The sequence below is a fragment of the Streptomyces phaeoluteigriseus genome, assembly GCF_001896135.2.
In the GTDB taxonomy this organism is placed as follows: Bacteria; Actinomycetota; Actinomycetes; order Streptomycetales; family Streptomycetaceae; genus Streptomyces; species Streptomyces phaeoluteigriseus.
Window position 1 is genome coordinate 722,847 of the sequence record NZ_MPOH02000009.1, and the last position, 22,723, is coordinate 745,569.

General features: G+C 70.6%; 24 protein-coding genes. 13 read left to right on the plus strand and 11 right to left on the minus strand.

Annotated elements, in window-relative coordinates; all coding sequences use genetic code 11:
- The first annotated feature begins 308 nt into the window (after window positions 1–308).
- From BM536_RS10900 to BM536_RS41180, 6 genes are all read left to right on the plus strand, one after another.
- Window positions 309–686: an antibiotic biosynthesis monooxygenase family protein gene (locus BM536_RS10900; RefSeq protein ID WP_073499539.1), complete on the plus strand. Its 378-nt coding sequence runs from the start codon at window positions 309–311 to the stop codon at window positions 684–686.
- A 140-nt stretch (window positions 687–826) separates the two neighbouring features.
- Window positions 827–2,206, plus strand: a complete 1,380-nt coding sequence (locus BM536_RS42710) for an eCIS core domain-containing protein (RefSeq protein WP_079275270.1) — start codon at window positions 827–829, stop codon at window positions 2,204–2,206.
- Between the two features lie 167 nt (window positions 2,207–2,373).
- The gene (locus BM536_RS10910; RefSeq protein ID WP_073499529.1) at window positions 2,374–3,966 is read left to right on the plus strand and encodes a phage tail sheath subtilisin-like domain-containing protein; all 1,593 of its coding nucleotides are present in this window, start codon (window positions 2,374–2,376) and stop codon (window positions 3,964–3,966) included.
- Window positions 3,967–4,019: 53 nt separating this feature from the next.
- Entirely contained in the window at window positions 4,020–4,463 is a 444-nt protein-coding gene (locus tag BM536_RS10915) for a phage tail protein (protein ID WP_073499531.1), read from the plus strand.
- Between the two features lie 13 nt (window positions 4,464–4,476).
- Entirely contained in the window at window positions 4,477–4,935 is a 459-nt protein-coding gene (locus tag BM536_RS10920) for a hypothetical protein (protein WP_073499533.1), read from the plus strand.
- Window positions 4,932–5,084, plus strand: coding sequence for a DUF6760 family protein (locus tag BM536_RS41180; RefSeq protein ID WP_094102853.1), 153 nt, complete (start codon window positions 4,932–4,934; stop codon window positions 5,082–5,084). The genes BM536_RS10920 and BM536_RS41180 overlap by 4 nt, the downstream gene beginning before the upstream one ends.
- On the opposite strand, the gene BM536_RS40290 is transcribed toward BM536_RS41180, so the two are convergent.
- Window positions 5,039–5,896, minus strand: a complete 858-nt coding sequence (locus BM536_RS40290; RefSeq protein ID WP_143650878.1) for a hypothetical protein — start codon at window positions 5,894–5,896, stop codon at window positions 5,039–5,041. The genes BM536_RS41180 and BM536_RS40290 overlap by 46 nt on opposite strands.
- Before the next feature lie 1,362 nt (window positions 5,897–7,258).
- Between BM536_RS40290 and BM536_RS10940 the strand changes: the two genes are divergently transcribed.
- The 4 genes from BM536_RS10940 to BM536_RS10955 all read left to right on the plus strand — a co-directional run bounded on the left by BM536_RS10940 (window position 7,259) and on the right by BM536_RS10955 (window position 10,014).
- Window positions 7,259–7,795, plus strand: coding sequence for a cysteine hydrolase family protein (locus tag BM536_RS10940; protein WP_073495122.1), 537 nt, complete (start codon window positions 7,259–7,261; stop codon window positions 7,793–7,795).
- 318 nt (window positions 7,796–8,113) lie between these two features.
- Window positions 8,114–8,701 (plus strand): TetR/AcrR family transcriptional regulator, encoded by a 588-nt coding sequence (locus BM536_RS10945; RefSeq protein ID WP_073495120.1) that lies wholly within the window; start codon window positions 8,114–8,116, stop codon window positions 8,699–8,701.
- Complete coding sequence (locus BM536_RS10950) at window positions 8,698–9,078, plus strand: hypothetical protein (RefSeq protein ID WP_073495118.1); 381 nt, start codon at window positions 8,698–8,700, stop codon at window positions 9,076–9,078. The genes BM536_RS10945 and BM536_RS10950 overlap by 4 nt, the downstream gene beginning before the upstream one ends.
- A gap of 462 nt (window positions 9,079–9,540) precedes the next feature.
- Window positions 9,541–10,014 (plus strand): GNAT family N-acetyltransferase, encoded by a 474-nt coding sequence (locus tag BM536_RS10955; RefSeq protein WP_073495116.1) that lies wholly within the window; start codon window positions 9,541–9,543, stop codon window positions 10,012–10,014.
- 394 nt (window positions 10,015–10,408) lie between these two features.
- On the opposite strand, the gene BM536_RS10965 is transcribed toward BM536_RS10955, so the two are convergent.
- The 3 genes from BM536_RS10965 to BM536_RS10975 all read right to left on the minus strand — a co-directional run bounded on the left by BM536_RS10965 (window position 10,409) and on the right by BM536_RS10975 (window position 12,964).
- On the minus strand, window positions 10,409–10,951 hold the full coding sequence (locus BM536_RS10965) for a GNAT family N-acetyltransferase (protein ID WP_073495126.1): 543 nt from the start codon (window positions 10,949–10,951) through the stop codon (window positions 10,409–10,411).
- A 682-nt stretch (window positions 10,952–11,633) separates the two neighbouring features.
- On the minus strand, window positions 11,634–12,305 hold the full coding sequence (locus tag BM536_RS10970; RefSeq protein WP_073495114.1) for an enoyl-CoA hydratase-related protein: 672 nt from the start codon (window positions 12,303–12,305) through the stop codon (window positions 11,634–11,636).
- Window positions 12,306–12,349: 44 nt separating this feature from the next.
- On the minus strand, window positions 12,350–12,964 hold the full coding sequence (locus tag BM536_RS10975; protein ID WP_245873378.1) for a TetR/AcrR family transcriptional regulator: 615 nt from the start codon (window positions 12,962–12,964) through the stop codon (window positions 12,350–12,352).
- A 632-nt stretch (window positions 12,965–13,596) separates the two neighbouring features.
- On the opposite strand from BM536_RS10975, the gene BM536_RS10980 reads away from it, so the two are divergent.
- Window positions 13,597–14,112, plus strand: coding sequence for a MarR family winged helix-turn-helix transcriptional regulator (locus BM536_RS10980; protein ID WP_073495111.1), 516 nt, complete (start codon window positions 13,597–13,599; stop codon window positions 14,110–14,112).
- Between the two features lie 82 nt (window positions 14,113–14,194).
- Here BM536_RS10980 and BM536_RS10985 read toward each other — a convergent pair whose 3' ends face one another.
- The 5 genes from BM536_RS10985 to BM536_RS11010 form a co-directional block, all read right to left on the minus strand.
- Window positions 14,195–14,620 (minus strand): PPOX class F420-dependent oxidoreductase, encoded by a 426-nt coding sequence (locus tag BM536_RS10985; RefSeq protein ID WP_073495109.1) that lies wholly within the window; start codon window positions 14,618–14,620, stop codon window positions 14,195–14,197.
- A 72-nt stretch (window positions 14,621–14,692) separates the two neighbouring features.
- Window positions 14,693–15,085 (minus strand): nuclear transport factor 2 family protein, encoded by a 393-nt coding sequence (locus BM536_RS10990; RefSeq protein WP_073495107.1) that lies wholly within the window; start codon window positions 15,083–15,085, stop codon window positions 14,693–14,695.
- 36 nt (window positions 15,086–15,121) lie between these two features.
- Entirely contained in the window at window positions 15,122–15,901 is a 780-nt protein-coding gene (locus BM536_RS10995; protein ID WP_073495105.1) for an MBL fold metallo-hydrolase, read from the minus strand.
- Window positions 15,902–16,045: 144 nt separating this feature from the next.
- The gene (locus BM536_RS11000) at window positions 16,046–16,426 is read right to left on the minus strand and encodes a VOC family protein (RefSeq protein WP_073495103.1); all 381 of its coding nucleotides are present in this window, start codon (window positions 16,424–16,426) and stop codon (window positions 16,046–16,048) included.
- Window positions 16,427–17,168: 742 nt separating this feature from the next.
- A complete protein-coding gene (locus BM536_RS11010; protein ID WP_073495124.1) occupies window positions 17,169–17,750 on the minus strand; it encodes a TetR/AcrR family transcriptional regulator in 582 nt (193 codons plus the stop codon).
- A 100-nt stretch (window positions 17,751–17,850) separates the two neighbouring features.
- Here BM536_RS11010 and BM536_RS11015 point away from each other — a divergent pair, with 100 nt between their 5' ends.
- Together BM536_RS11015 and BM536_RS11020 are read left to right on the plus strand one after the other, a co-directional pair.
- On the plus strand, window positions 17,851–18,300 hold the full coding sequence (locus BM536_RS11015) for a VOC family protein (protein ID WP_073495101.1): 450 nt from the start codon (window positions 17,851–17,853) through the stop codon (window positions 18,298–18,300).
- A 551-nt stretch (window positions 18,301–18,851) separates the two neighbouring features.
- Complete coding sequence (locus tag BM536_RS11020) at window positions 18,852–20,030, plus strand: PP2C family protein-serine/threonine phosphatase (RefSeq protein WP_073495099.1); 1,179 nt, start codon at window positions 18,852–18,854, stop codon at window positions 20,028–20,030.
- 566 nt (window positions 20,031–20,596) lie between these two features.
- Here BM536_RS11020 and BM536_RS11025 read toward each other — a convergent pair.
- Complete coding sequence (locus BM536_RS11025; RefSeq protein ID WP_094102856.1) at window positions 20,597–21,601, minus strand: MerR family transcriptional regulator; 1,005 nt, start codon at window positions 21,599–21,601, stop codon at window positions 20,597–20,599.
- A 3-nt stretch (window positions 21,602–21,604) separates the two neighbouring features.
- Window positions 21,605–22,276: a HEAT repeat domain-containing protein gene (locus BM536_RS11030; RefSeq protein ID WP_073495097.1), complete on the minus strand. Its 672-nt coding sequence runs from the start codon at window positions 22,274–22,276 to the stop codon at window positions 21,605–21,607.
- Window positions 22,277–22,723 lie beyond the last annotated feature (447 nt).

The following is a 22,723-nucleotide window of genomic DNA, read 5'->3' on the forward strand; positions in this document are numbered from 1 at the left end:
GTCCAGGGAGCCACACTCCCCACCGGCTCGAAGCGGTACTCGTCGACGACATCACCGGTGTTGCGCACCCGCAGCCGTACGCGGGTGCTGGCGCCGGGGTCGACGGTCGCGGAGGCAGGTTCAAGGGAGGTCCACAGGCTCACGCGCCCCACGCTAAGGGGTCCCCCCGGAGCCGGTCAGAAGCTCTGGGGCAGCGCCATGTGCCCGGTGAACCGGGGGAGTTGCCCTGGATGACCGACCGGACCGACATGCGTCCCGTTCGCGAAGGACACTGGATCGGCGGGCGCGTCCCGCCCTACGGTGACGCCATGAGCGATCACGCGGAAGCACCTGTCGCGCCCGTCGAGGCCTATGAACCCCCCTACTACCTGGCGGTCTTCACCACGGTGCGCACCCAGGAGCAGAGCGACTACAGCGAGACCAACGCACGCATGGAGGACCTGGTGAAGGACATCCCCGGGTACCTGGGGATGGATCACGCGCAGACCCCCGGCGGGCTGGGCATCACCGTCGGCTACTTCCGCGACGCCGACGCCCTCACTCAGTGGCGGACCAACGCCGAGCACCGCGCGGCGCAGAAGCGCGGGCGGGCCGAGTGGTACCAGAGCTACACGCTGCATGTGGCGAAAGTGGAACGGAGCCAGGGGTTCACGCGAGAGGTCGCGCAGAGCCCGGCGGCGGACTGAGCGGCCTCACTTCTCCGGGACCTCACGCCCTCTGCCCCGACGTATGCCCCGAGGTCTGCCCCCGAGGCCCTCCCCACCACTCCGACCACGCCCGCAGGATGGATGGTCACCGCCACCGTGGCCTCGTCCCAGGGATTCGTATGCGTAGCCAGGATCAGTCGCCGGACACGACCAGGGCCGCCGCCCGGGGCCCGCGGATCCCCCAGGGCACACGGACCGGTCCCCTCCCCCTCCAGCACGCCGTCGGCACCCGCTCGCCCCAGGCGATCCTCGCCCTGCAACGAGCCGCCGGCAACACCGCCGTGGCCGCCCTCGCGGAGCAGGAACGGCACACCCACGACGCCGGCTGCGGCCACGCCCCGGTCCAGCGCAGTGCCGTGAACCAGGTCATCGCCTCCCCCGGTTCCCCGCTCCCCGCCCCCATCCGCCAGGACATGGAGTCCCGTCTCGGCGCCGACTTCGCGGACGTACGCCTGCACACCGACGCGACCGCCCGCCGGTCCGCCGCCGAGGTGGGCGCCCGCGCCTACACCTCCGGCAGCCACGTCGTCATCGGCGACGGCGGTGCCGACCCGCACACCCTGGCGCACGAGCTGACGCACGTCATCCAGCAGCGCAAGGGTCCCGTCGCGGGCACGGACAACGGCAGCGGCCTGCGCATCAGCGACCCCTCGGACCGGTACGAGCGGGAGGCGGAGGCCAACGCCCACCGGGTGATGTCGGCCCCGGCGCCGGAACGGCGGGACGGCGAAGGCGCGTCCGCGCCGGCCCGGACCGCGAACCACGGCGACACCGTGCAGCGCATGCGGATGCCCTGGCAGAAGCAGGAACAGAAGCAGGAACAGCAGGGCCCGGCACCGGTCACCCTGCGGATCGGTGACGAATCGATCACCACGACCCGCCAGGGCGCCTACTACCACTTCAGGACGCCGGCCGGCGGGAACGCCTTCATCCACGACCTGTCGGTGACCGACGGGGTCGTCGATCCGGAACTGGCGGGGCACATCACGCGCTACCTGAACGGCGGTCTGGTGCTGTACCGCGGCATCCCGCGCTGGCACCCGACCTGGCACCAGGTGATCGGGGAAGGCGTCATCCCGCCCCTGGGCTCCGGATGGCTGCCGGACTTCGACACGCACAACACCTCGTTCGTCCCCTTCGCCCCCAGGGAGGACATCGCGCGCGGCGCCGCCGTGGGCACCTCGGGCATGGGCCGCGGCGACCGGGCCCAGTTCGTGGAGGGATACGGCAGGCAGGGCGAGCACGAGGTCGGCATGATGGTCACCGTCGTGGTCGGACCGGAGCACGACGCCGGCTTCTACAACGGCGGTGAGATCCAGGCCCGCGGTCCGGTGGACCTGCGGAGCATGCAGGTCTTCACCATGGGAACCGACGTGCAGGAGGCGCTGACCGGAACTCCCGGCGATCCGCCCGACGCCCTGCGGAACACCCGGCCGCCCACGCCCACGGACGCCGAGAAGGACGGCTACCGCGCGGAGTTCGGCAGCCTGCGGAGGTAGGGCGGGCCCGCCCGCGCAGCGGGCCGCCCGGCCGGGGCCGCCAAGCCGCCGTTGCCCCTGAGGGCAATCCCTCTGCCCCCACTTCGGCACCGGAGGCCGTTTCGGCGGACGCGCTCCGCGCGTGACCGTGAGAGACGTCCTGACGCGTACCCCGAGGAGAGCACAGCATGCCGTCCTACCTGTCGCCCGGCGTATACGTCGAGGAGGTGGCCAGCGGCTCGCGCCCCATCGAGGGAGTGGGTACCTCGGTGGCGGCCTTCGTGGGCCTCGCCCCCTCCGGTCCCCTGAACGAGCCGACGCTGGTGACCAACTGGACCCAGTACGTGGCGGCGTTCGGTGACTTCACCGACGGCTACTACCTCGCGCACTCGGTCTACGGCTTCTTCAACAACGGTGGCTCGGCGGCGTACGTCGTCCGGGTCGGCGGCAGCCACGCGGGCGCCGCCGGTGACGCGTCCCCGGCCGCGGTGACCGGTTCAGCGGACCCCGCGGCGCTGCCCGCGGGCGAGCCCGCGCAGCTCGGCACGTTCACGGTGACCGCGAACGCGGCCGGCCAGTCCGGCGGCCCGCTGACCGTGGAGGTCGCCGACCCGGAGGGCGAGGGCCCCGCCGAACGCTTCAAGCTGATCGTCAAGGACGGCGAGAAGCCGGTCGAGACGTTCGACGTGACGGCCAAGCGGGGCAACCGCTCGTACGTCGTCACGCAGGTCAAGGAGCGCTCGAAGCTCATCACGGTGGCGGAGGCCGCGCCCTCGGCGCAGCTGGCCCGCCCCGACAACCAGACGGTGACGCTGGCCGCGCCGCCCGCCGCCCCGGCCGCCGCCGGTACCGGCACGGAGGCCCCCCGGTCCGCGGGCCCGGCGCAGTACCTCGGTGACAGCGCCGACCGCACCGGCTTCGGCGGCCTGGAGGCCGTCGACGAGATCTCCATGGTCGCTGTGCCCGACCTGATGGCCGCCTACCAGCGCGGCGCGATCGACCTGGAGGCCGTCAAGGCGGTCCAGCTCGGCCTGATCGCGCACTGCGAGTTGATGGGCGACCGCGTCGCGATCATCGACCCGCCGCCGAGCCTGAACGCCCGCCAGATCCGCGTCTGGCGCCAGGAGACGGCCGGCTACGACTCCAAGTACGCCGCCCTGTACTACCCGTGGATCAAGTCCTTCGACCCGGCGTCCGGCCAGTCCCGGCTGGTCCCGCCGAGCGGCCACGTCGCCGGTGTCTGGGCCCGCAACGACTCCGAGCGCGGCGTCCACAAGGCCCCGGCCAACGAGGTCGTACGCGGCGCGGTGGACCTGGAGATCCAGATCACCCGCGGCGAGCAGGACCTGCTCAACCCCATCGGCGTGAACTGCATCCGCGCCTTCCCGGGCCGCGGCATCCGTGTCTGGGGAGCCCGCACCCTCTCCTCCGACCCGGCCTGGCGCTACCTGAACGTCCGCCGGTACTTCAACTACCTGGAGGAGTCGATCCTGATCGGCACCCAGTGGGTGGTGTTCGAGCCGAACGACCACGCCCTGTGGGCGCGGATCCGGCGCAACGTGTCGGCGTTCCTCGTCAACGAGTGGCGCAGCGGCGCCCTGTTCGGGGCCCGGCCCGAGGACGCGTACTACGTCAAGTGCGACGAGGAGACCAACCCGCCGGAGTCGGTCGACGTCGGCCGCGTCGTGTGCGAGATCGGCATCGCGCCGGTCAAGCCCGCCGAGTTCGTCATCTTCCGGCTGGCCCAGTTCTCGAGCGGCAACGGGGAGCTGGAGGAGTAACCGCTCCCCCGCGCTCCACTGTCAGCAGTCAACTCCCCTAGAAGGACAGCCAGATGAGTCTCCAGCCGGGTGACGCTCTCACTTCGCACAATTTCGGCCTCCAGATCGACGGCGTGATGGTCGAGTACCTCGCCGAGGTCAGCGGCCTCAGCCTGGAACAGGACGTCATCGAGTACCAGCAGGTCTCCGCGCAGGGCAAGCCGGTCACCAAGAAGCTGCCGGGCGTGAAGAAGGCCGGGACCTGCACGGTCGTACGCGGTATGACGCAGTCCGCGGCGTTCAACACGTGGATCACCGAGTCGATCAACGGCGTGATGGGCTCCGCCCGCAAGAACGCCACGATCATGGTGATGGACTACCAGAACAACCCGGTCAAGCGGTACAACATGCGCAACGCCTGGTGCAGCAAGATCGACACCAGCACGGTGAAGGCCGGCGAGGCCGCCGCGCTGACCGAGACGGTGACCATCACGTTCGAAGAACTGGTCATCGAGTAATGCGACGTTCCGTATCGCGGGCGGCGGCGCCCGCGGGCGAAGAGCAGGAGAACATCCCGCTCCCGCCCGCGGCGCGGCGCCCGCGCCGGTCGTACAGCAACGCCTGCGGACGGAGTTCCCCTTCGAGCTGCCGCGCGGCTACGTCGACGAGGCGGGCACGGTGCACCGCGACGGCGTGATGCGGCTGGCGACCGCACGGGACGAACTCGTCCCGCTGCGGGACATCCGCGTCCAGGAGAACCCGGCGTACCTGTCGGTGGTCCTGCTCGGCCGGGTGATCACCCGCCTCGGCACGCTCCCGCTCGTCCACGACGGGATCGTGGAGAACATGTTCGCCTCCGACCTGGCGTTCCTCCAGGACTTCTACCGCCAGGTGAACGCGGAGGGCCACACCCGCGCGACCGTCGAGTGCCCGCACTGCGCGGAGCCCTTCGAGGTCGAACTCGGCGGGAGCCGCCTGGGGGAATCGTGACGTACGCGACCGACCGGCTGCACGAGGAGATCGCGTACGTCGCCTTCCACTTCCACTGGGGCCACGACGAGATCCTGGACCTGGAACACCACGACCGCCGCCGCTACGCGGACAGCATCGCGTCCCTGGTGACGCGCGCGGAGGGCTGAGCGATGGGCTTCCTGGACCGCTTCCGTCGCCCCACGGACCCCTCCGCGGGCGGCGGGGCACCGGCGTCGGGGCCGGGGCCGGACATGCCGGATGCCGGTACGGGCTCCGTGCCGGTACGTCGGCGTCCTGCCGCCTGGTCCACCCTGCCGCCCGTGCAGCGGGCGGTGGTGGGCGGGAGGACGACGGGCGTCGCCGACGCCGGTTTCGGCAGCCGCCTGGCCACCTGGCGGAACCCCTCCTTCACCGGCTCACCGTCCCCGGCGGTCCTGGACGGCCGGTCGGGCGGCCTGCTGGACCACCTGACGTCGACACCGACACCGACACCGGCATCGGCACCCGCCGCGGCTCCCGTGGAACGGCCGGCGGCGGTGGTGCCGGTGGCGGGCCCGGCACCGGTGCCCGCGCCGGCGGCACCGGCGGCGCCGTCCGTGCAGGCCACCACCGTGATGCCGGCACCGTCGGCGCGGCCTGCTCCCGCCGCCCCCGCTCGGGGCATCCGTGTGCAGCCCGCCCCGCCCCGGCATGCGCCGACACCGGCTCCGCTGACCAGGTCGACCGCCGCGCCGATGCAGCGACGCACCCTGCCCGCCCGCGTTCCGTCCGCCCCGGTCCCGGCCGCCACCGGTACCGGCGCCGGTGCGCAGACCGGCGGCGCACCCACGGCACCCGGCAAGGAGCCGGTCCCACCGGCCTCCCCGCGCCCGGCCACGTCGCCAAGTCCGGTCGAGGCGACGGGCGGTGTGAAGCAGCAGATGTCCGGGGCGGGTGAGCCGGTGGTGCCGGTGGTGCAGCGGGCGGGAGTCGCGGGCACCGAGGGCGGGGCCGGTGCGGGTACGGCGGCGAACCCGCGGCCCGCCGCCACGTCCGGGCCGCTCGACCGGCCGGGTCCCGCGGGTGCCGTCCGGCGAACCGGTCCGGCTGACGGTCCGGGCCCCTCGGCACGCCCCGGCGCGGCTCCCGCCCCGGTGGCTCCCGCCCCGGTGACTGCCGCTCCGGTGGCTGCCGAGACTCCGGGGAGCGGGCCGGACCCCGTGATCGTGCAACGCGCGACCGACGTGCCCGCCTCGACCCCGACCCGTCCCGCCCCTGCCGGTACCCCGAGGGCCACCTCGCCGTCGCCCTCCACCGCGACTCCGCCCGGCACTTCCCGTGTCCGACCGACGTCCGGAGCCGGGCCGACGTCCGGCGCCAGGCCGACGTCCGGTGCCACGCCCCATTCCAGTGCCGGGTACGTGTCCGGTGCCGGGCCCACCTCCGGCGCGGGAGCCACGGCCGCTGCCGGACCCACGCCCGGCGCCGGTCCGCGGCCGGTACCGGCGCCACGGCCGGTGCCGCGCCACGGCCAGTGCCACACCCACGGCCAGTGCCGCACCCCCGACCGGCGCCACACCCACGGCCAGCGCCGGACCCACCTCCGGCGTCGCATCCACCTCCGGCGTCGGGACTCCGGCGAAAGTGCCGAGCCCCGTCATCGCACAACGTGCGACCGGCGCGCCCGCCTCGACGCGACCCCTGTCACCCCCGCCGACGTCACGAGGGGGATCACACCGGCGTCCCCCTCACCGGTCCCGCCCGGCACGCCCACCGCGAGGCCAACGCCCGCCCCGGGGCCTGCCTCCGGTGCCGCACCCACCTCCAGCACCGCGCCCGCGTCCAGTGCCGAGCCCACGTCCCGTGCCGCGCCCACCTCCAGCACCGCGCCCGCGTCCGGCGCCGGGATTCCGGGAAACGCTCCGAGCCCTGTCGTCGCGCAACGTGCCACGGGCGACCCCGTCTCCACGCCGACCAGCACTTCCCCCGGCGAAACCACGAGGCCGACCACACCGTTGCCCTCCTCCCCGGTCCCGCCCGCCGGCCGAGCCGCTCCCCCTGCCACACCCACCAGGCTGCGGCTGCGGGCTGCGGGGTTGTGCGGCTTGGGGCGTGGTCCGGTTTCACGGCGGCGCTGGTTGTGGATGGTGGGGAGACCACCCTGTCGTGCGGGCACTGCGAGCCTGACCTACGGTGGGGGAGTGGCCGGCTCCGCATGGGAACTCCGGCCGTTCCCGACCGGCGCCGGACTTCCCCCCGTGTCCGATGCCCGGCCGGGCCCCGCCCACCGGCGGTGCCGAGCGAGGCTGCCCCGGCCGGGCGATGACGTGGCAGCCGCTCCCGGAGGGGAACTCGCGAAGGCATGGGCAAGACCGCGCTGATCGTCATTGACATGATCACCAACTACGACCACGCCGACGCCGAACTGCTCCTGCCGTCGGCACGCGAGGTGGTCCCGGCGGCAGCCGGGCTGCTGCAGCGGGCACGCGAGAGGAAGGTGCCCGTCGTCTACGTCAACGACAACTTCGGCGAGTGGCGGTCCCACCACGGCGAACTCCTCGGCACAGCCCTCTCCGGCCCGCACGCCGACCTCGTCGAGCCGCTCGTGCCGGACGGCGACTCCCTCTTCGTGGTCAAGGCCCGGCACTCGATCTTCTTCGAGACCCCGCTGGCGTACCTCCTCGACCAGCGGGGCATCGACCACCTCGTCCTGTGCGGCCAGGTCACCGAGCAGTGCGTTCTGTACTCCGCGCTCGACGCCCACGTCCGCCATCTCCGGGTGACCGTCCCCCGGGACGCGGTCGCCCACATCCACGCCGACCTGGCGGACGCGGCGTTGCGAATGATGGAACGCAACATGGGGGCACGGTTGTGCGACAGCGAGGAGCTGTGGAGCTGACCGACGCCAAGGCCCGGTCCGGCCTGGAGGCGACGCCGGAATGGGCCGGTCCTGGCTGGGCCGGTCCTGGCGTTCTGGCTGACCCCAGCTTCGGAGTGATCCCCGAAGGCCTTCCTGACCTCCACAGGGTGTATGACCAGGCACGAGGGCCCGGCCCTGTCCGAGCCTCGTAGCCCTGCACGTTCCGTCGGCGGCACAACGCCGCCGGCGGGCCCCGCAGGGGAGCGACCGCGGCCGCTATCCGCTCCCCGGCAGTGATGTCCTCGTGACGCCGACCGGGGTTGTTTCCATACGGGTCTACCCGTATGGTAAATCGCTATGAGCTCCTCTCCGTCCTCCAGGGGACGCCCCAGGGATCCCCGCTCGCACGAGGCGATCGTCGCCGCGGCCACAGAGCTGGTGATCGAGGTCGGCTACGCCGCGACATCGATCGGGGCCGTGGCTGCCCGTGCGGGTGTCGGCAAGGACACGGTCTACCGGCGGTGGCGGGGCAAACCGGAGTTGGTCTTCGAGGCCGTGTTCACGACCACCGACCATGCTCCGACCCCGGACACCGGCACGCTGGCCGGGGACCTGACCGCACTGCTGCGGGGCCTGATCGACGAGTTCCACGCACCTGCCGCCGCAGCGGCTCTCCCGGGGCTGCTCGCGGATTTCGCCGCCGATCCGGTGTTGAAGGCGCGCATTCGCAGCGACTTCCTGGCCCCCTCGAAGGAACGACTGCAGATCGTCTTCGAGCGTGCCGCGGAGCGCGGGGAGATCGCGACCGAGACCCCCGTGGACCTGGTCCTGGACACGCTGGCAGGAGCCGTGTTCTTCCACATCGGTCTGGTCGGGGAACATCCCGACCCTCAGCTGGCCGGCCGGCTGGCCGCTGTCATAGCCAAAGGAATCGAGATCCGATGAACGGCTGGCTCCTCGCAGCGGGCATCACCGCGTCCGGTGTGGCCGCAGCACACATCGTCGGCGGGCACCGCGACGTGGTGCGCCCGCTGCTGTCCTGCGGACTCGCGGACGAACCCAAGCGTGTCCTCCATGCCGTATGGCACATGGTGAGCGTCGACCTGGTGCTCTCCGCGGCCGCCCTGATCTACCTAGCGCTGGCGGACGACACGTCAGCGACCGGCCTGATGGCGTGGTTCGTGGCCGCGCACTTCGTGGCGTACGCAGCCGCCTTCCTGGTCGTCACGCTGTCGGTCGGCTGGCCGAGGCCACTGCTCCGGCTTCCGCAGTGGATCCTTCTCTTGCCGGTCGCGGTCCTGACAGGGGCGGGTGCCGCATAGCGACAACCCCGGTGCTAAGTGGGGTGATCAGAGCCGCAGCAGCCTCCCCGGCGCGGTGCCCCAAGCGGCGACGGATGCCAGCCGAATACCGGGTCCTCACCACCGATGCCCAGCGGGTTCGCCCGGCCGTTGGTGGTCAGAGCCCGATGCTCCGTAAACGCTCGCATCTGTTCGCGCTCCTCAGAGACGTTCCCATGGGGCGAGTGACTCGCCAAGACGTGGAACCGAGGCTTCTCGGGCAGGTCTGCCGTCCACTGACACGACGTCAGTGGACGGCCCGCTGGGATGAGTGGCCGTCCACGATCGTGCCTGGATGTGTTGTTTTTTCGCCGGTCGCTCGCTTTACTCACGTTCGAGCGCCGAGACGAAAGCGCAGGGAGGGAACAGCCGCAGGAGCCCAGGCTTGCGTCGCAACTTGCCCAACTCGTGCGGGCCTTCGCCCGGAACGACGATGGACCTACCATGGTCGTCATCATGGGGATACACATCGCACCGGCCGAGGTGGCCGACTTCCACCAGGTCCTGACTGATCACTCCCGTTACTGGGGCGGACGCGACCTTCGGTCGCTGCACCTGCTGGCCCTGGTGCAGGAGTTCGGTTCCACGTGCCTGGTTGCCCGGGCCGAGGACGGAATCCGCGGATACGTCTTCGGGTTCGTCACCCCAGGCGGCACCGGGTACGTGCATCTGATCGCCACGCGGGACGATGCCCGTGGCACCGGTCTCGGGCGTCGTCTGTACACGGCGTTCGCTGAAGCAGCGGAAGGCCACGGTGCACGGAGGTTGAAGGCGATCACGTCACTCGAGAACACCGGCTCGATCGCCTTCCATCGCAGCCTCGGCTTCGACACGAAGATCGTCGACGACTACGACGGCCCCGGCCGGGCTATGGCCGTCTTCCACCGAGAACTGCCGCTCAACGTCTCGCGGCCCTGACCCACCAGCCGTCACCGGCAATCGCTCCCCCAGGTCGTCAGTCGCGGGATGCTCTTGGGCGGTGGCACGTGGAGATCCGACGGACGACCAACGGGCCGTGCCGGAGCCGTTGTTGCCGAGGGGCGAGAAGTCAGGCCGCCCGCTGACGTGGGCCCGGCGCCAGCTGATCGACGGCTCACGGCTCCGGGTGCGCACCGGGGTCCCGTGGTGGCGGGACATGCCGCCGAGTACGGACCAAGAGGTCGGGTGTACGACCTGTACCGCCGATGGCAGCGGTACGGCAACTGACAGGGGGGGCGAGTGCGGCATCAGTTTCCTGAGGAGGCATTGAGCCGTGGCCACCAGGTACGAAAACTCGAGGTCCGCCACGAGGCCACCGTCCTTGTTGCCGCCATCAACGAGCGGTTGTGAGGTACCGGTCCGACGACAACTCGTACACCCGAACCCGCCGACCGGAGGTGGGATTGACGGTCTCACGGACCAGTTGCATCCCGAGTTTGGTCATGATCCGTTCGGAGGCGTCGTTGCCCACTTGAGCGATGCTGACGATCCGCTCCAGCCCCCGCTCTTCGAACCCGAACCGTACAACGGCCGCAGCGGCTTCGGTGGCCAGGCCCTGTCCCCAGTGGGAACGTCCAAGCCGCCAGCCGACCTCAACCGCCGGCAGTACCTCAGGCAAGAAGTAGGGCACCGAAAGGCCGGTGAACCCGGCCATTTCGCCAGTGGACCGGATCTCCATGGCAAACAGGCCGAAGCCCTGTGACTCCCACTCGCTTTCCCATGCCTGGACCCCGCTGCGAGTCTGGTGTTCGTCACGGACGCTGCCGTCCCGGATCCACCGCATGACCTCGGGGTCGGCATTGATGGCGGCCATGGGCGCTACGTCTTCCTCGCGCCAGCGACGCAGGATCAAACGGGGAGTCTCAAGCGTGACCATCGAGTCATTCTGGATCACGACTCGGCTTTCCGTCATCCTCACCAGGAACCCTCGATCACCTTCTACGGCGCTTGCGTTGGTGCTCTCGTCGAGGGCGGTGCGGGTCGAGGGCGGTCCGGGAGGCGCGAGTTGTGGAGGGGGCGGCCCAGGCGGGCCGCGATGTGTAGCGCGGCGAGCGCCTGGGCGCAGGCGGTGGAGTCGGCCAGGGAGTGTGCCGGGTCGGACGACTCGACGATCACCGCCCGGAGTCGCCCGGAACCGGTCGGGTGGCCAGGGGGTCGGGTGGTCGGTGAAGGCTCCGGTGGTGTGTCCACCGGTGAGGTGGGCGTCGACGCAATCCTCGCCGGTGTCCTGGGTGAGTTGGCTGGAGTGATGGCGGTCTCCCCGGTCGATCGGGGTGTGGGGTGTAGGTGCCGTCGCTCTCCCGGTGCATGTGGTGTCGTCAGCCGGGCTTCGCCGTTTTGGTGGTGGTGCGGATGCAGGGCTGGTCGCCGCGGATCTCGGTGAAGCGGCGGCCGGCGGTCTGCGCCCAACCGCACGGTTGTTCTCGCACACGATGCCGGCGTTCTCGCGCCAGGTGGTGACGGCGGTCGTCGGCCTTGTCTCCTCTTGCGGCGGAGGGGGGGGCAGCCCTGCCCGCGGGTGTGCAGGGGCGCGGGTGAGCGGTTGGGGAGGTGCCGCCTCAGCCGAGCGGGTTGGTGCTGTCGCGCAGGGTTGCCAGGGTCGGGGCGTACATGCGGGCCTTGATGGTGCCGAGGGTGTCGCCGGCCTTGTTCGCCTGCGTCTGGGCGATCTCGACGGCGGTGGAGCGCACGGCGGCCTCGGTGACCGCCCGATCGACGATGCCGGTGGCCGCGGCATCCGTGCCGCCGTAGCGGCGGGCGGTGAGCATGGCCTCGTGTGCGGTCTGCGGTGCCAGGCGGGACTGGATGAGGGCGGCCATGCCGGGGGTGAAGGGGATGTTGATGTCGGCTTCGGGCAGGCACCAGTAGCCGCGGTCGGCGCGCATCACGCGGAAGTCGTGGGCCAGGGAGAACATCGCGCCGGCGGCGAAGGTGTGCCCCTGCAGCGCGGCCACCGTGATGACGGGCAGGGACAGTATCCGAGCGAACAGCTCATGGACCGAGACGACGTAGTCCTGGTGCTGGTCGGTGTGGGCGAACAGCCAGTCCAGGTCGAGCCCGTTGGAGTAGAACTTGCCGGTGGCGGCGGTGACCAGGGCGCGGGGGCCTTCAGCCTTCTCCACCTCGTCGAGCGCGGCGCCGACGGAGGTGAGCCAGTCGGGGTGGAAGCGGTTCTCTCCGTCTCCGAGGTCGAGGACGAAGACGTTGTCGTGGCGGTCGAGCGAGGGCATGGCGACTCCTTCGGACTGCATTCGCTGGGTGAAGGGGGTGTGGGTTACGGCCGGGGCTCTGATGCGGCGGCCCCGGGGCGGTCGCGCAGGGTGTACAGGAGGAGGTCGTGGATCTCGGCGGCGGCCGCCTCGATCGGAGCGGCGCTCTGCTCGGCCCGGCACATGACCACCGCGCCTTCGACCGCGGCGATGACGAAGGCGCCGAGCCTGCGGCTGCGTTCCTCGGTCAGGCCGTGCTGGACGAACAGGGCTGCGAGGGCCTCCTGCCAGCGGGCGAAGACGGCGGCGGCCGAGAGAGCGAGCTGAGGCGCGTCGTCGTTGGTTTCCACGGCCACCGCCACGATCGGGCAGCCGGCCCTGAAGTCGCTCTCGACGAGTCGGTCACGCCACAACGCGAAGAACGCGTCGACGGCCTCCACCGGGTCAGGCGCCTGCATGGCGGCGTCGATCAGGTCGGCGATGAAGTCCCCCGCCAGTGTCACCGCCTCGTCGATGAGCTGGGCCCGCCCGCCGGGGAAGTGGTGATACACCGAGCCCCGAGGGGCTCCGCTGTGGGCGAGCACCCGGTCGATGCTGGTCGCGCTCGCCCCGTACTCACGCAGCAGCGCAGCGGCACTGAGGATCATCCGCTCACGGCTGTCACTCTTGCGTGGACTCACCTGCCCACCACCCCCCTTCCTGCGACGAGCGGCCCATGAAGTGGGCTACCTGACGGTAACTTATGGGGTATGGCATAGAACATGCAAGAGGGATCAGGCAGCCGCTCGATCGAAGCCGCCGAGGGTCCTGTCCTGGTGGAGTACGGCGAGGTGCGGCTTCCTGTGGTGACGCTGAGGGAGGCGCACGCCCTGCTCGGGGTGCTGCTGCGGACGGTCGCCGGGGAGAGGGCCCGGTCGTGCCCGAGGGGGAGGGTTGTCGAAGGAGGTTGCCGCGAGCATCCCGCTGGAGGTCGGGTGACATGGGCTGACGGCCGACGCCGACCGCGTGCGAGTGGCCTCTCGCGCAGGTGTCGGTGCGGAGGCTGCCAGGGTCGGTGCGACGAGGAGGCTGTGTTGTTGCAGCCTGACATGTCGGTGAAGCTGGCCAGTGCGTACGGTTCGGCGAGGACGGCTGCAGACGGGTGAGCTTGCTGACCCCTCGTCGATTCAGTCGGCGGGAAGCTCCGCAACCACGGCGGGCCGTACAAGTGGCAACTCCCAATGGTCCGCGCGATCCCAATGGTCCGCGCGAGCGGCCATGTCATGACCTACAATTAACCGTCCATGGAAGATAATTCTTCGGAAGATGAGTGATGGCTGACGCTGACCTGAAGCTGCTGTACCGGGAGCTGGTCTCGCTGGAGATCGAGCTGTGGGACGGCATCGAGGAGCGGTTGCGGGCCCAGTACGACCTGCCGCTGACCTCGTTCGAGGTGCTGCATCTGCTGCTGCGGCGGCCCGGTCGGCGGATTCAGGACATCGCCGAGGAGTTCTCGATCACGGTGGGCGGCACGAGCAAGGTGGTCGATCGCCTGGAGGCGGCGAGCCTGTGTGAGCGGCGGGCCAATCCGAACGACCGCCGTTCCTCGATCGTCGAACTGACGCCCCAGGGGCGGAAGCTGGTGGACGGGGCGCTGAAGGTCTTCGAGGAAGAGCTGGAACTGCGGATCGGTTCGGTGATTCCCGAGCAGTCCGTACGCGAGGTGACCGCGGTCCTCGGCACACTGCGGGCAGCCGGACGCGCCCTGGACGCGGAGCGGAAGGCCGCCGGGCAGTCGCCGGTACCGGGCAGGCGGGCGCCGAAGCAGCCCGGCCGACCGGCATCCTGAGCGGCGACGGCTGAGCGCCCATGGGTTGGACAGTCGAGGGCCGCACGAACCCGGCCCCCGGTCCCGGTCCGTCGGCCCCGGCTCAGTCGGCGATACCGGCGAAGGCGATGACTTTGCCGATGCGGCCGCGAACGAGCAGGTTGCCAGGGCCGCCATTGCGGGCGGCGTACTCCTCGGTGCGGTCTTTCCCCATGTAGCGGGCGCCGAGGAGGCCTGCCCAGCGCAGCATGCCGTCCGGGTCCTCGGAGATCGTCGCGTGGGCCTGGAGGAGGACGAACGCGTACGGGGGTCGATCCTCGTCGACGCAGAGGGCGAACCGTCCATCGCGGGCGAGGTTGCGGCCCTTGACCCCGCTCTTCTCGGTGGTGAGCACGATGTCGTCGCCGTCGAGGAGGAACCAGACCGGTGTGACGTGAGGGCTGCCGTCGGCGCGGACGGTGGACAGCTTGCCGGTGCGCGTGCCGTACGTGACGAACGCCCGCCACTGCTGCTCGGTCATCTTCCGCATGGGTGCCTTTCGTGTGCGAACGGCTCGGCTTGTGGGTGCCCGGGGCCGAGTCGGCCCCGGGCACCGCGGGTTCTAGCCCCAGAAGGCGTCTTCGGCGGCCGGGTCGGCGGAGAAGAGCCACATCTCGGTGATCTTGCCGTTGGCGATGCGCAGGACGTCGATGCCGTCCATGCTCATCGACGCGTCGTCGTGGCGGCCGGTGAAGTGGATGGTGGCGGCGACCAGGTCGCCGTTGCCCATGAGCGTGTGGATCTTGTCGATGGCGAAGGTGCCCCGGCTGGTCTCCATCATGCTGCCGAGCATCTGGAAGACGGCGCCCCGGCCCTTGTGCTCGCCGGAGAACCGGTTGGCGCCGGGCTGGTGCCAGACGATGTCGGCGTCGAGGAGTTCGCCGAGAGCGGCCATGTCTCCGGTCCGGACGGCCTCGAAGTAGGTGCGGGCGATGTCGACGTTCGTTCGGGTCATGGTGTTCGCTCCACGGGTTGTTGTGCGGGGTGGTGGTTATCGTGCGAAGTCGAGGCGGTCGGTCAGGCCGGCTTCGGTGAACGCGGCCTCGATCTCGTGGCGGCCTTCCTTGAAGTGGTCCCAGCTGTCGTAGTGGGCGGGGACGACCCTGCGGGCGCCGAGCAGCTTTGCGGCCTCGGCGCCCTGGGCGCTGTCGAGGGTGAGGAGGGCGCCATCGAAGGCGAAGGCCATGCGGGCGCCGCCGAGGAAGAGGACCGCGGTGTCGACGGGGGCGAACCCTGCGGCGATCTCCTCGACGTGCTCCAGGGCGGCGTTGTCGCCGCTGACGTAGACCGAGGGCAGGTCTTCGGAGGTGATCATGAAGCCGACGACGTCGCCGGTGACCGGTTCGCAGCCGACGGGGCCGTGCCGGGCGGGCAGACCGGTGACGGTGACGGTGCCACCGTCCGGCCGCTCGAGTTCGGTGCTCTGCCAGAAGGCCAGCCCTTGCGCGTTGCCGCCCAGCCGACCGGCACCGCTGACCGTGGTGAAGACGACGGGCACCTTCGGCAGGAACGCGCGGCCGGAGCTGTCGAGGTTGTCGTCGTGCGTGTCGTGGGAGAGCAGAACGACGTCGACGCGGCCCAGGTCGGCGGCCACAGGTGAGGCCTCGGTCTTGACGAGCTTGTGGTCGCCGGGGAGGGGCATCGGGTACTCGCCGGGCGGGTCGAAAGTGGGGTCGGTGACGAACCTGAGCCCGCCGTACTCGATCAGGGAGGTCGGGCCGCCGTAGACGTGGACGGGGATCTTTTCGCTGGTGGCGCTGGCGCCGGACATCGGGGGCCTCCCGGTCGGGAAACAGTGAGGACGCGGGCCCTGCGAGTGTTACGGCAGGGGAGGGGGGCGGCAGGAGAACGCGTCGGCCGTGCTGGGGAACAGGCCAGCGGGGCGGCGCGCGCCTGCGACGGCCTGCGCGGCCGGTCAGGGGGTGGGTGCGGAGAAGACGCCGAAGTGGTTGCCAGCGGTGTCCCGCAGCCGGGCGAAGCTGAAGCCGGCGGAGTCGGAGACCGGCTCCATGAGCACTTCGGCGCCCAGTTCACCGGCGCGTTCGACGGTCGCGGCGACGTCCTGGACGAGGACGTAGAAGATCGCGTAGTTGGGGAACCTGCCCTCCGACTCCCACACGCCGCCCGCCGGCTGCTGGGCACCGGGCGGCATCACGGAGTGGTAGGTGACGCCAGGGGTGGTGGTGTTGAGGACGTAGTTCCAGTCGAAGAGCTCCTTGTAGAACTCCTGGACCTTCTCCGGCTGATCGGTGCCGAACTCGAACCAGGCGACCGAGTTGAAGGCGGGAACGGTCATGACACTCACTCCTTGGCAGTCTCATTTCGGCACGAAGGGGCAACTCTCCAGGGCGCGCTCGATCTGGAGGGCGGTGACCGCGATCCGCTTGAACGGCGCACAGGGCTTGCCTGCCCGAAGGGGGCGATCTGGGCCCCGCGTCGGCCACACGCCCAGCAAACCACTTTGATTCCATGGAATCAACTTCCTTGGATTATTGTTCCGTGTGATGCAGGTCCGGCGTGCACTCGCCTCGCCCTGCGCACAGCACCGGAACGAGGCCGACCTGGGCGGGAGCGGCCGACGGTCGGCGGCAGAGAGGAAGCCCTTCACCGAGCTGGTCGAGATCGAGGCGAAGGGCCGATGCAGGTCGCGCCCCGCTGTTTCGCCGATTTCGCCGGCTTCGCAGGGCGCCCGTTCGGTCGGTCGACGAAGAAGTGGGCGCTTACCTGTACGTGAAGAAGAACGCGGTCGAACTCGCCCGCGAGGAGGTGGCGAAGATGCCGGGGGCCAGGCACCGGGCCACGATGCTGCTCAGCTCGGTCACCGACCCCTACCAGGGCCACGAAGCTAAGTACCGGCTGGTCGGCCAGGGGTGCCCTGGGGAGCGTGAGCGGCGCGCCGATCGCCGTACACCGCCTCCAGTGCGGTCGGCAGGAGTCACCGTGCACTCTCAGGGCCGGGAGGAGATCTTCGGCTCCGCCCGCCGGCTACGGCGATCCCGTGGTGTGCGGCAGGGGCGTCGATCGGAGTACGCGAGAGGTCAAGCCGCGGTGCGCAGCCCCACCAGGAGCCGGTCGAGGGCCTGCTCCGCGGCCTCGGGGTCTCCTCCGCGCGCGATCCAGAGCACGGTCTCGTTCATCGCCCCCGAGAGTAGCCGGGCCAGGGGCTCCACTGGCTGATCGGCGATGATCCCGGCTGCGGCGAGTGCCGTCAGGGCCTCCGCGAGGTGCCGGGCGGAGGACTCCTCGTCCAGGGTTCTCCATTCGTCCCAGCCCAGCACGGTGGGCGCGTCGACCAGGAGGATCTGCCGCACTGCCGGGTCGGTGCCCGCGGTCAGGAAGGCCCGGCAGCCGGCCCGCAACTGCTCCCAGAGGTCCTCGTGCCGCTCGGCTTCGGTCGCGACCCGCTCGCCCAGTTCCCGCTGGATCTCGGCCACGACGGCACGGAAGAGCCCCGCTTTGCTGTCGAAGTGGTGGTAGGCGGCCCCTTTGGTCACGCCGGCGGCCCGTGCCACCTCGGCCAACACCACGTGGTGGTACCCGTCGACGGCGAACCGGCGCCGGCCTTCGGCCAGCAGCGCCTGCCGCGTGGCTTCCCGCTGCTCCGCCCGGTTTACCGCCATCGCGCGCACCGCCCTTTCCGTTTCGCGTACCGGGGGTATGCTAACGCCACAGCTTGCATACCCGGGGTATGCGAAATGAGCCGAAGGGCCTGCCTACGCCATGACGAACGGACCGACGACCGTGCCCACAACCGAACTCGGCGGCTTCTACCCGGTGCTCGCCACCCGGGACGTGGCCGCCTCCCGGGACTTCTACACACGTCACCTCGGTTTCGAGGTGACCTTCGAGGCGGACTGGTACGTCAGTCTGCGCCGCCCCGACGCTCCGCAGTACGAGCTGGCCCTTCTCGACCACGCCCACCCGACCGTCCCAGAGGGCCACCGGACCGCGCTGCGGGGCGGTTTGCTGCTGAACTTCGAGGTGGACGACGTGGACTCCGAGCACCAGCGGCTCGTGGCGGAGGCCGGCCTGCCCGAAGTGCTGCCACTGCGTACGGAGGAGTTCGGCCAGCGCCACTTCATCGTCGCAGCCCCCGACGGCGTGCTGATCGACGTCATCACCGTCGTCCCGCCCAGCCAGGAGTACGCCGCCCAATACGCTGCCATCTGAGTGTCGAGGACCTGGTCGGACGTCTCTGCACTGAGTCTTGACGCGGGAACTCCACCGGCGAGATCCCGTATTTCCTCGGTTCAGCGCATTCCGTCGGTTCCCAGGATGTGGCTCGGCGGCGGGATCCGTACGGTCCGGGGCTCTGTCGCACCGCGCAGGGGTGCCCGGAGCCGGAGCCATTCGTCGGCCGGCGGTGGCCGTCGATATCCCCGCCTTTTCAAATGGAGGTGTGCCTTCGCTGGTGTCCGGTCCTAAAAGGTCCGGACATAGGGAAATGGTCCGTCTGCGCGGGTTCACGGGGGAAGACTCGTGCGATGCGGGATGATGTGTGCCCCGCGCAGGCCATCGCGGCCGGCCCATCGGCATCTCGTCCTTTCTGGTGCGGTGGTGCGGTGATGCGGGCGATCAGACAACTGGGAGACGTATCAGGTGAGCACACATCCGCCGGGCGCTGGCAGGGCAACCGGCTCGTGGCTTCCCCCGGACGCGACGACTGCCCCCGGACGACGGGGCTGGCCGGGGCGTTGGCTGCGGCGGAAGCCGCGCCACCGGTGGGATCGCTCGACGTCGTCGCCCACATGCTCAGGCAGCGCCTCGATGCGACCAGGGTTTCCTTCCTCATCACGGACTTCACCGGTGCGTCAGTGGTGCGCCTCGGTGTCGCCGGTGACGTGGAGACCGACGAACCCGCCCGGCGCATCGACCTGCCCGGCACCTTGTACGACGAGGTGATCCGGACACAGCAGCCCGCCACACAGACCAGGGGTGGCGGGAGCACGGTGCGGGTCGTCGCTCCCGTCACCAACCGCGGAGACGCCATCGGTCTCCTGGAATTGTTCCTCCCCTCCGCGCCCGACGAGGCCGCGATGCGGGAGATAAGCGAGACCGCGCATGCGCTGGCCTACATCGTCATCGCGAACCGGTCGTACACCGACGTGTATCAGTGGGGCCGTCGCACCAGACCGCTGAGTCTGGCCGCGGAGATCCAGCACCGGTTGCTCCCCTCGTCCCTCGCCTGCGAGGCCGCACAGTTCACGGTGGCCGGAGCGCTGGAGCCCGCCGACCATGTCGGCGGCGACACTTTTGACTACGTGATCGACCGCGACGCCGTACAACTGTCCGTCACTGATGCGATGGGCCACGATGTCAATGCCGCACTGCTCGCCACCCTCGCGGTAGGCGCGCTGCGCGGGGCCAGGCGGGCGGGTGCCGATCTGGCCGAACAGGCCCGGCAGGCGCACCAGGCGATGGTCGACCACGGCGAACAGCGATACGTCACCGGTCAGCTCCTGCGTATCAGCCTGCTCGACGGTGGTGTCGAGTTCGTCAACGCGGGCCACCCCTGGCCGCTGCGGTTGCGCGATGGGAAGGTGGAGGAGCTCCGGGTCGAGGTCGACATGCCGTTCGGCTTCCGCTTCCCGCACACCTACCGGGTCCAGCCGCTGGATCTTAGGGTCGGTGACCGGTTGTTCATGCTCACCGACGGCATGCTCGAGCACCACGCCAGTGAAGTGGACCTGAAGGGCCTGATCGTACGCACCGGCGACCTGCATCCGCGTGAAGCCGCCCGCACGGTGATCGCGAAGGTCGTCGCCGCTAACGACGGTCACCTCCAGGACGACGCCACCATCATGTGCCTGGATTGGCATGGTGTCAGGGACTCCCGACGGCATGCGGACACCGGGGCCGACCTGGCCAACGCATCGCCGTCACCGGCACCGGAGATCTGACGAGCCACGAGTGCCGGCGCAGGGGCGTAAGCCCTGACGCCCGCTGGTTCAGGCTCACGACGATCTCCGAGCCGATGCGCGGTGATCCGGCGCCTCTGGTTGCGAATGCCGACTCTGGGCCGCATGCGCGTGATCATCGGGCCGTTGCAGGCTCAGAGTGCCGGAGCCGCCGCGAATGCCTGAGCCTGGGCCTGCCGGCCAGGGGTCGCGGTTCAGCTGCCGACCAGCCTAAAGATGACGATGCCGGTCGCGCAGTCCCTTCACTGCCGCGGCTGATGAGGGAGGTGACGGAATACGCGATGGCGAGGTTCTGGCCCCGGGCGCCACGCCGTGACTGGCACGTCGGCCCGATGACCGCACCGTCCGCGACCTCGCACTGGCGTACTCGGTGCTCTCCGGCCCGGACGGCGTCGCCGGCTTCGCCACCGTTCCGCGCGGATTCGACACCGGCCTGGGCGCGTCGCCGGACCTGCCCGTGCGCGTCGGCGGGCCGGTCGACTCCCAAACTCGGCCCGACCGACCGGCAGGCGCCGCCAACGACGGAGTTCTTACGTTGCGTCGGAATGTCACAGCGTGTCGCGTAGCCGAAGAACGTACGCCGCGGTCAGCGCAACGGCACGGTCCTCGTCATGCGACAGCTCCATGAGGGTACGCGACGCCTTCGTCCCCGGGACGGAGGCCAGCGCCTGAGTCAGCCGTCCCCGTGCCGGCCCTTGAGCGGTGTCGTGGGCGAGGCGGTCGACGAGGCTGGTCGCGATCTCGTCCGCCGTCGCGGTGTCGCTCGCCACCACACCCAGGGCATCGGCTGCGTCGACGTCGTTCCTTCCGTCCACGATCATGTCGAGGAGCGTCGGGACCGCATCGGCCACTCCACGGGTGCCGAGCGCCAGAGCCGCATACCCGCGGACCACGACGTCGGGGTGTGCGAGGGCCTGCCGCAGCTGCGAGGTAGCCTCACCGCCGGGCAGCTCGGCCAGGGACCGAACGGCACGTTCCCGCACCGCCGCGACCGGGGAGCCGAGCCCCTCCGCCAGCAGTGCCGGGCCGCCATCGCCCGATCGCGCCAGCGCCCACCGGAGGGCTCCGGCAACGTTCGGCTCCGTCTCGCGCAGAGCTGCCTCGACCAGAGCCTCCACCGGCACCGCGGCCTCGTCGACAGAGGAAAGAGCCGCGCGCTGGCGCGCGTCGGCGCTCTTGGAGCCCATGGCCTGGAGGAGCGCGACGACCCGGAGGACGTCCCCCCAGCCGGCGGGGTCCGTGGCATCGATCCGACGCAGCCGCGTGAGCAACTCGGTCTCGGCCGCGATGCGTTGGCGTGTCTGGCCGATGAGGTCGCCGACGAGCACGGAGGGCGTGAAGCCGGGATCGTCGAGTGCGCGCCCGATCTCACGCAGCGACAGTCCCAGCGACCGGAGGCTCTCGACATGGAAGATCCGCCGGATGTCCTCCCCGGAGTACTCCCGGTAACCGGAGTCCGTGCGACCGGAGGGCCGGACCAGGCCGAGCGACTCGTAGTGCCGGAGCATGCGGGCACTGACCCCGGACCGTCGTGCCACCTCACCGATCAACACGTCCTATCGTCCCTCCTGGCCGGACCCGCCGAGGGCCACGACGCGCTTCGCCTCCTCGATCGCGAACTCGAATCCGGCGTCCGGGTCACGCAGCAGCCGCTCTGTGGCGACGGCGTGGGCGCGCACGTGCGGGTCGGGGCCCGTTGTCGCAGCACTCAAGACCGGCACGATCACTTCACCCAGCGAGACCATCGCCCGGCTGAGACTCAGCTGCGTCTGCCGTTCACCGCGCCCGAGCTGTGTCGCCAGCACCGTGGCCAGGGCGGACTCCTCACCTTCCGGGACGAGCACGACTGCGGCACGCCAGGCGCTCCGCGCCACGTCGGTGTCGGCGTCGGACAACAGCGTCCGCGTGATCGCCGGCCACGCCCGCCGGTCCCCGATCTTGGACAGCGTGTGCAGCGCCTGGCTCCGTGCCTGCGCACGATCCGAGCTGACTTCACGGACCAGCTCGGGGAGCGTCATGGACACCGGGTGGCGGGTGAGCGCCCAGGTCAGCATGTCGCGGACGAAGAACTCGGGCTCGATCGCGCATCGCTCGACGAGCCTGTCGACGAATCGAGGGTCAGGCGCCGTGCCGGCAGCCAGAGCAGCCCGTAGTCGCACGGACGAACGGCTGTCCTCCAGCTCCTGGAGCACGCGTGTCGCGTCCGTGTCGTGTCGTGTGATCGTCATCGAGACCACCTCCTCGGCAAGCAGTGAAGACCCTCTCACCGTGTCAAGGTCAAGTGGGGCCGGCTGCCTGATCGGAGCGAGCGGCTGTCCGTCGAGCGGTCGTCCGTTGCCGGGATTTCGGAGTTCCGGCTCGTCTCGGCGTGAGGTCACTGCGCTGCCGAATGTCTGAGTCGGGGGCGGGCCAGGGCGCTGTCCGGAGGCCGGAGCGCTGTTCGCAGCGAGTAGCGAGGGCGAACCCGATGAAGATGCTCCCGCGGCCGATGTGGCGCCCGCAGCCAGCCGCTCGCGCCGCCGGAAGCTGCCGCAGGTGGGTCCCGCTGAAGATCGGCGCGCTGAGGTACGGCACGCTCGCCGACTGCGCGACCATGCCTAGGAAGAACGGCACGTCCGATCTCGTCGGTTTCTCGCCGCACTGTCCTGTCCGGTACCGAGGAGGCCGGCCCGGCG

Bases quoted from the DNA above. Each gene is read 5' to 3' on its own strand.
- BM536_RS11015 (WP_073495101.1), top strand. From the start codon at position 17,851: ATGACGAACGGACCGACGACCGTGCCCACAACCGAACTCGGCGGCTTC.
- BM536_RS10910 (WP_073499529.1), top strand. From the start codon at position 2,374: ATGCCGTCCTACCTGTCGCCCGGCGTATACGTCGAGGAGGTGGCCAGC.
- BM536_RS10965 (WP_073495126.1), bottom strand. From the start codon at position 10,951: ATGGTCACGCTTGAGACTCCCCGTTTGATCCTGCGTCGCTGGCGCGAG.
- BM536_RS11010 (WP_073495124.1), bottom strand. From the start codon at position 17,750: ATGGCGGTAAACCGGGCGGAGCAGCGGGAAGCCACGCGGCAGGCGCTG.
- BM536_RS10900 (WP_073499539.1), top strand. From the start codon at position 309: ATGAGCGATCACGCGGAAGCACCTGTCGCGCCCGTCGAGGCCTATGAA.
- BM536_RS10915 (WP_073499531.1), top strand. From the start codon at position 4,020: ATGAGTCTCCAGCCGGGTGACGCTCTCACTTCGCACAATTTCGGCCTC.
- BM536_RS10945 (WP_073495120.1), top strand. From the start codon at position 8,114: ATGAGCTCCTCTCCGTCCTCCAGGGGACGCCCCAGGGATCCCCGCTCG.
- BM536_RS10970 (WP_073495114.1), bottom strand. From the start codon at position 12,305: ATGCCCTCGCTCGACCGCCACGACAACGTCTTCGTCCTCGACCTCGGA.
- BM536_RS11000 (WP_073495103.1), bottom strand. From the start codon at position 16,426: ATGACCGTTCCCGCCTTCAACTCGGTCGCCTGGTTCGAGTTCGGCACC.
- BM536_RS11030 (WP_073495097.1), bottom strand. From the start codon at position 22,276: ATGACGATCACACGACACGACACGGACGCGACACGCGTGCTCCAGGAG.
- BM536_RS10940 (WP_073495122.1), top strand. From the start codon at position 7,259: ATGGGCAAGACCGCGCTGATCGTCATTGACATGATCACCAACTACGAC.
- BM536_RS10980 (WP_073495111.1), top strand. From the start codon at position 13,597: ATGGCTGACGCTGACCTGAAGCTGCTGTACCGGGAGCTGGTCTCGCTG.
- BM536_RS10950 (WP_073495118.1), top strand. From the start codon at position 8,698: ATGAACGGCTGGCTCCTCGCAGCGGGCATCACCGCGTCCGGTGTGGCC.
- BM536_RS10990 (WP_073495107.1), bottom strand. From the start codon at position 15,085: ATGACCCGAACGAACGTCGACATCGCCCGCACCTACTTCGAGGCCGTC.
- BM536_RS10985 (WP_073495109.1), bottom strand. From the start codon at position 14,620: ATGCGGAAGATGACCGAGCAGCAGTGGCGGGCGTTCGTCACGTACGGC.
- BM536_RS10955 (WP_073495116.1), top strand. From the start codon at position 9,541: ATGGTCGTCATCATGGGGATACACATCGCACCGGCCGAGGTGGCCGAC.
- BM536_RS42710 (WP_079275270.1), top strand. From the start codon at position 827: ATGCGTAGCCAGGATCAGTCGCCGGACACGACCAGGGCCGCCGCCCGG.
- BM536_RS10995 (WP_073495105.1), bottom strand. From the start codon at position 15,901: ATGTCCGGCGCCAGCGCCACCAGCGAAAAGATCCCCGTCCACGTCTAC.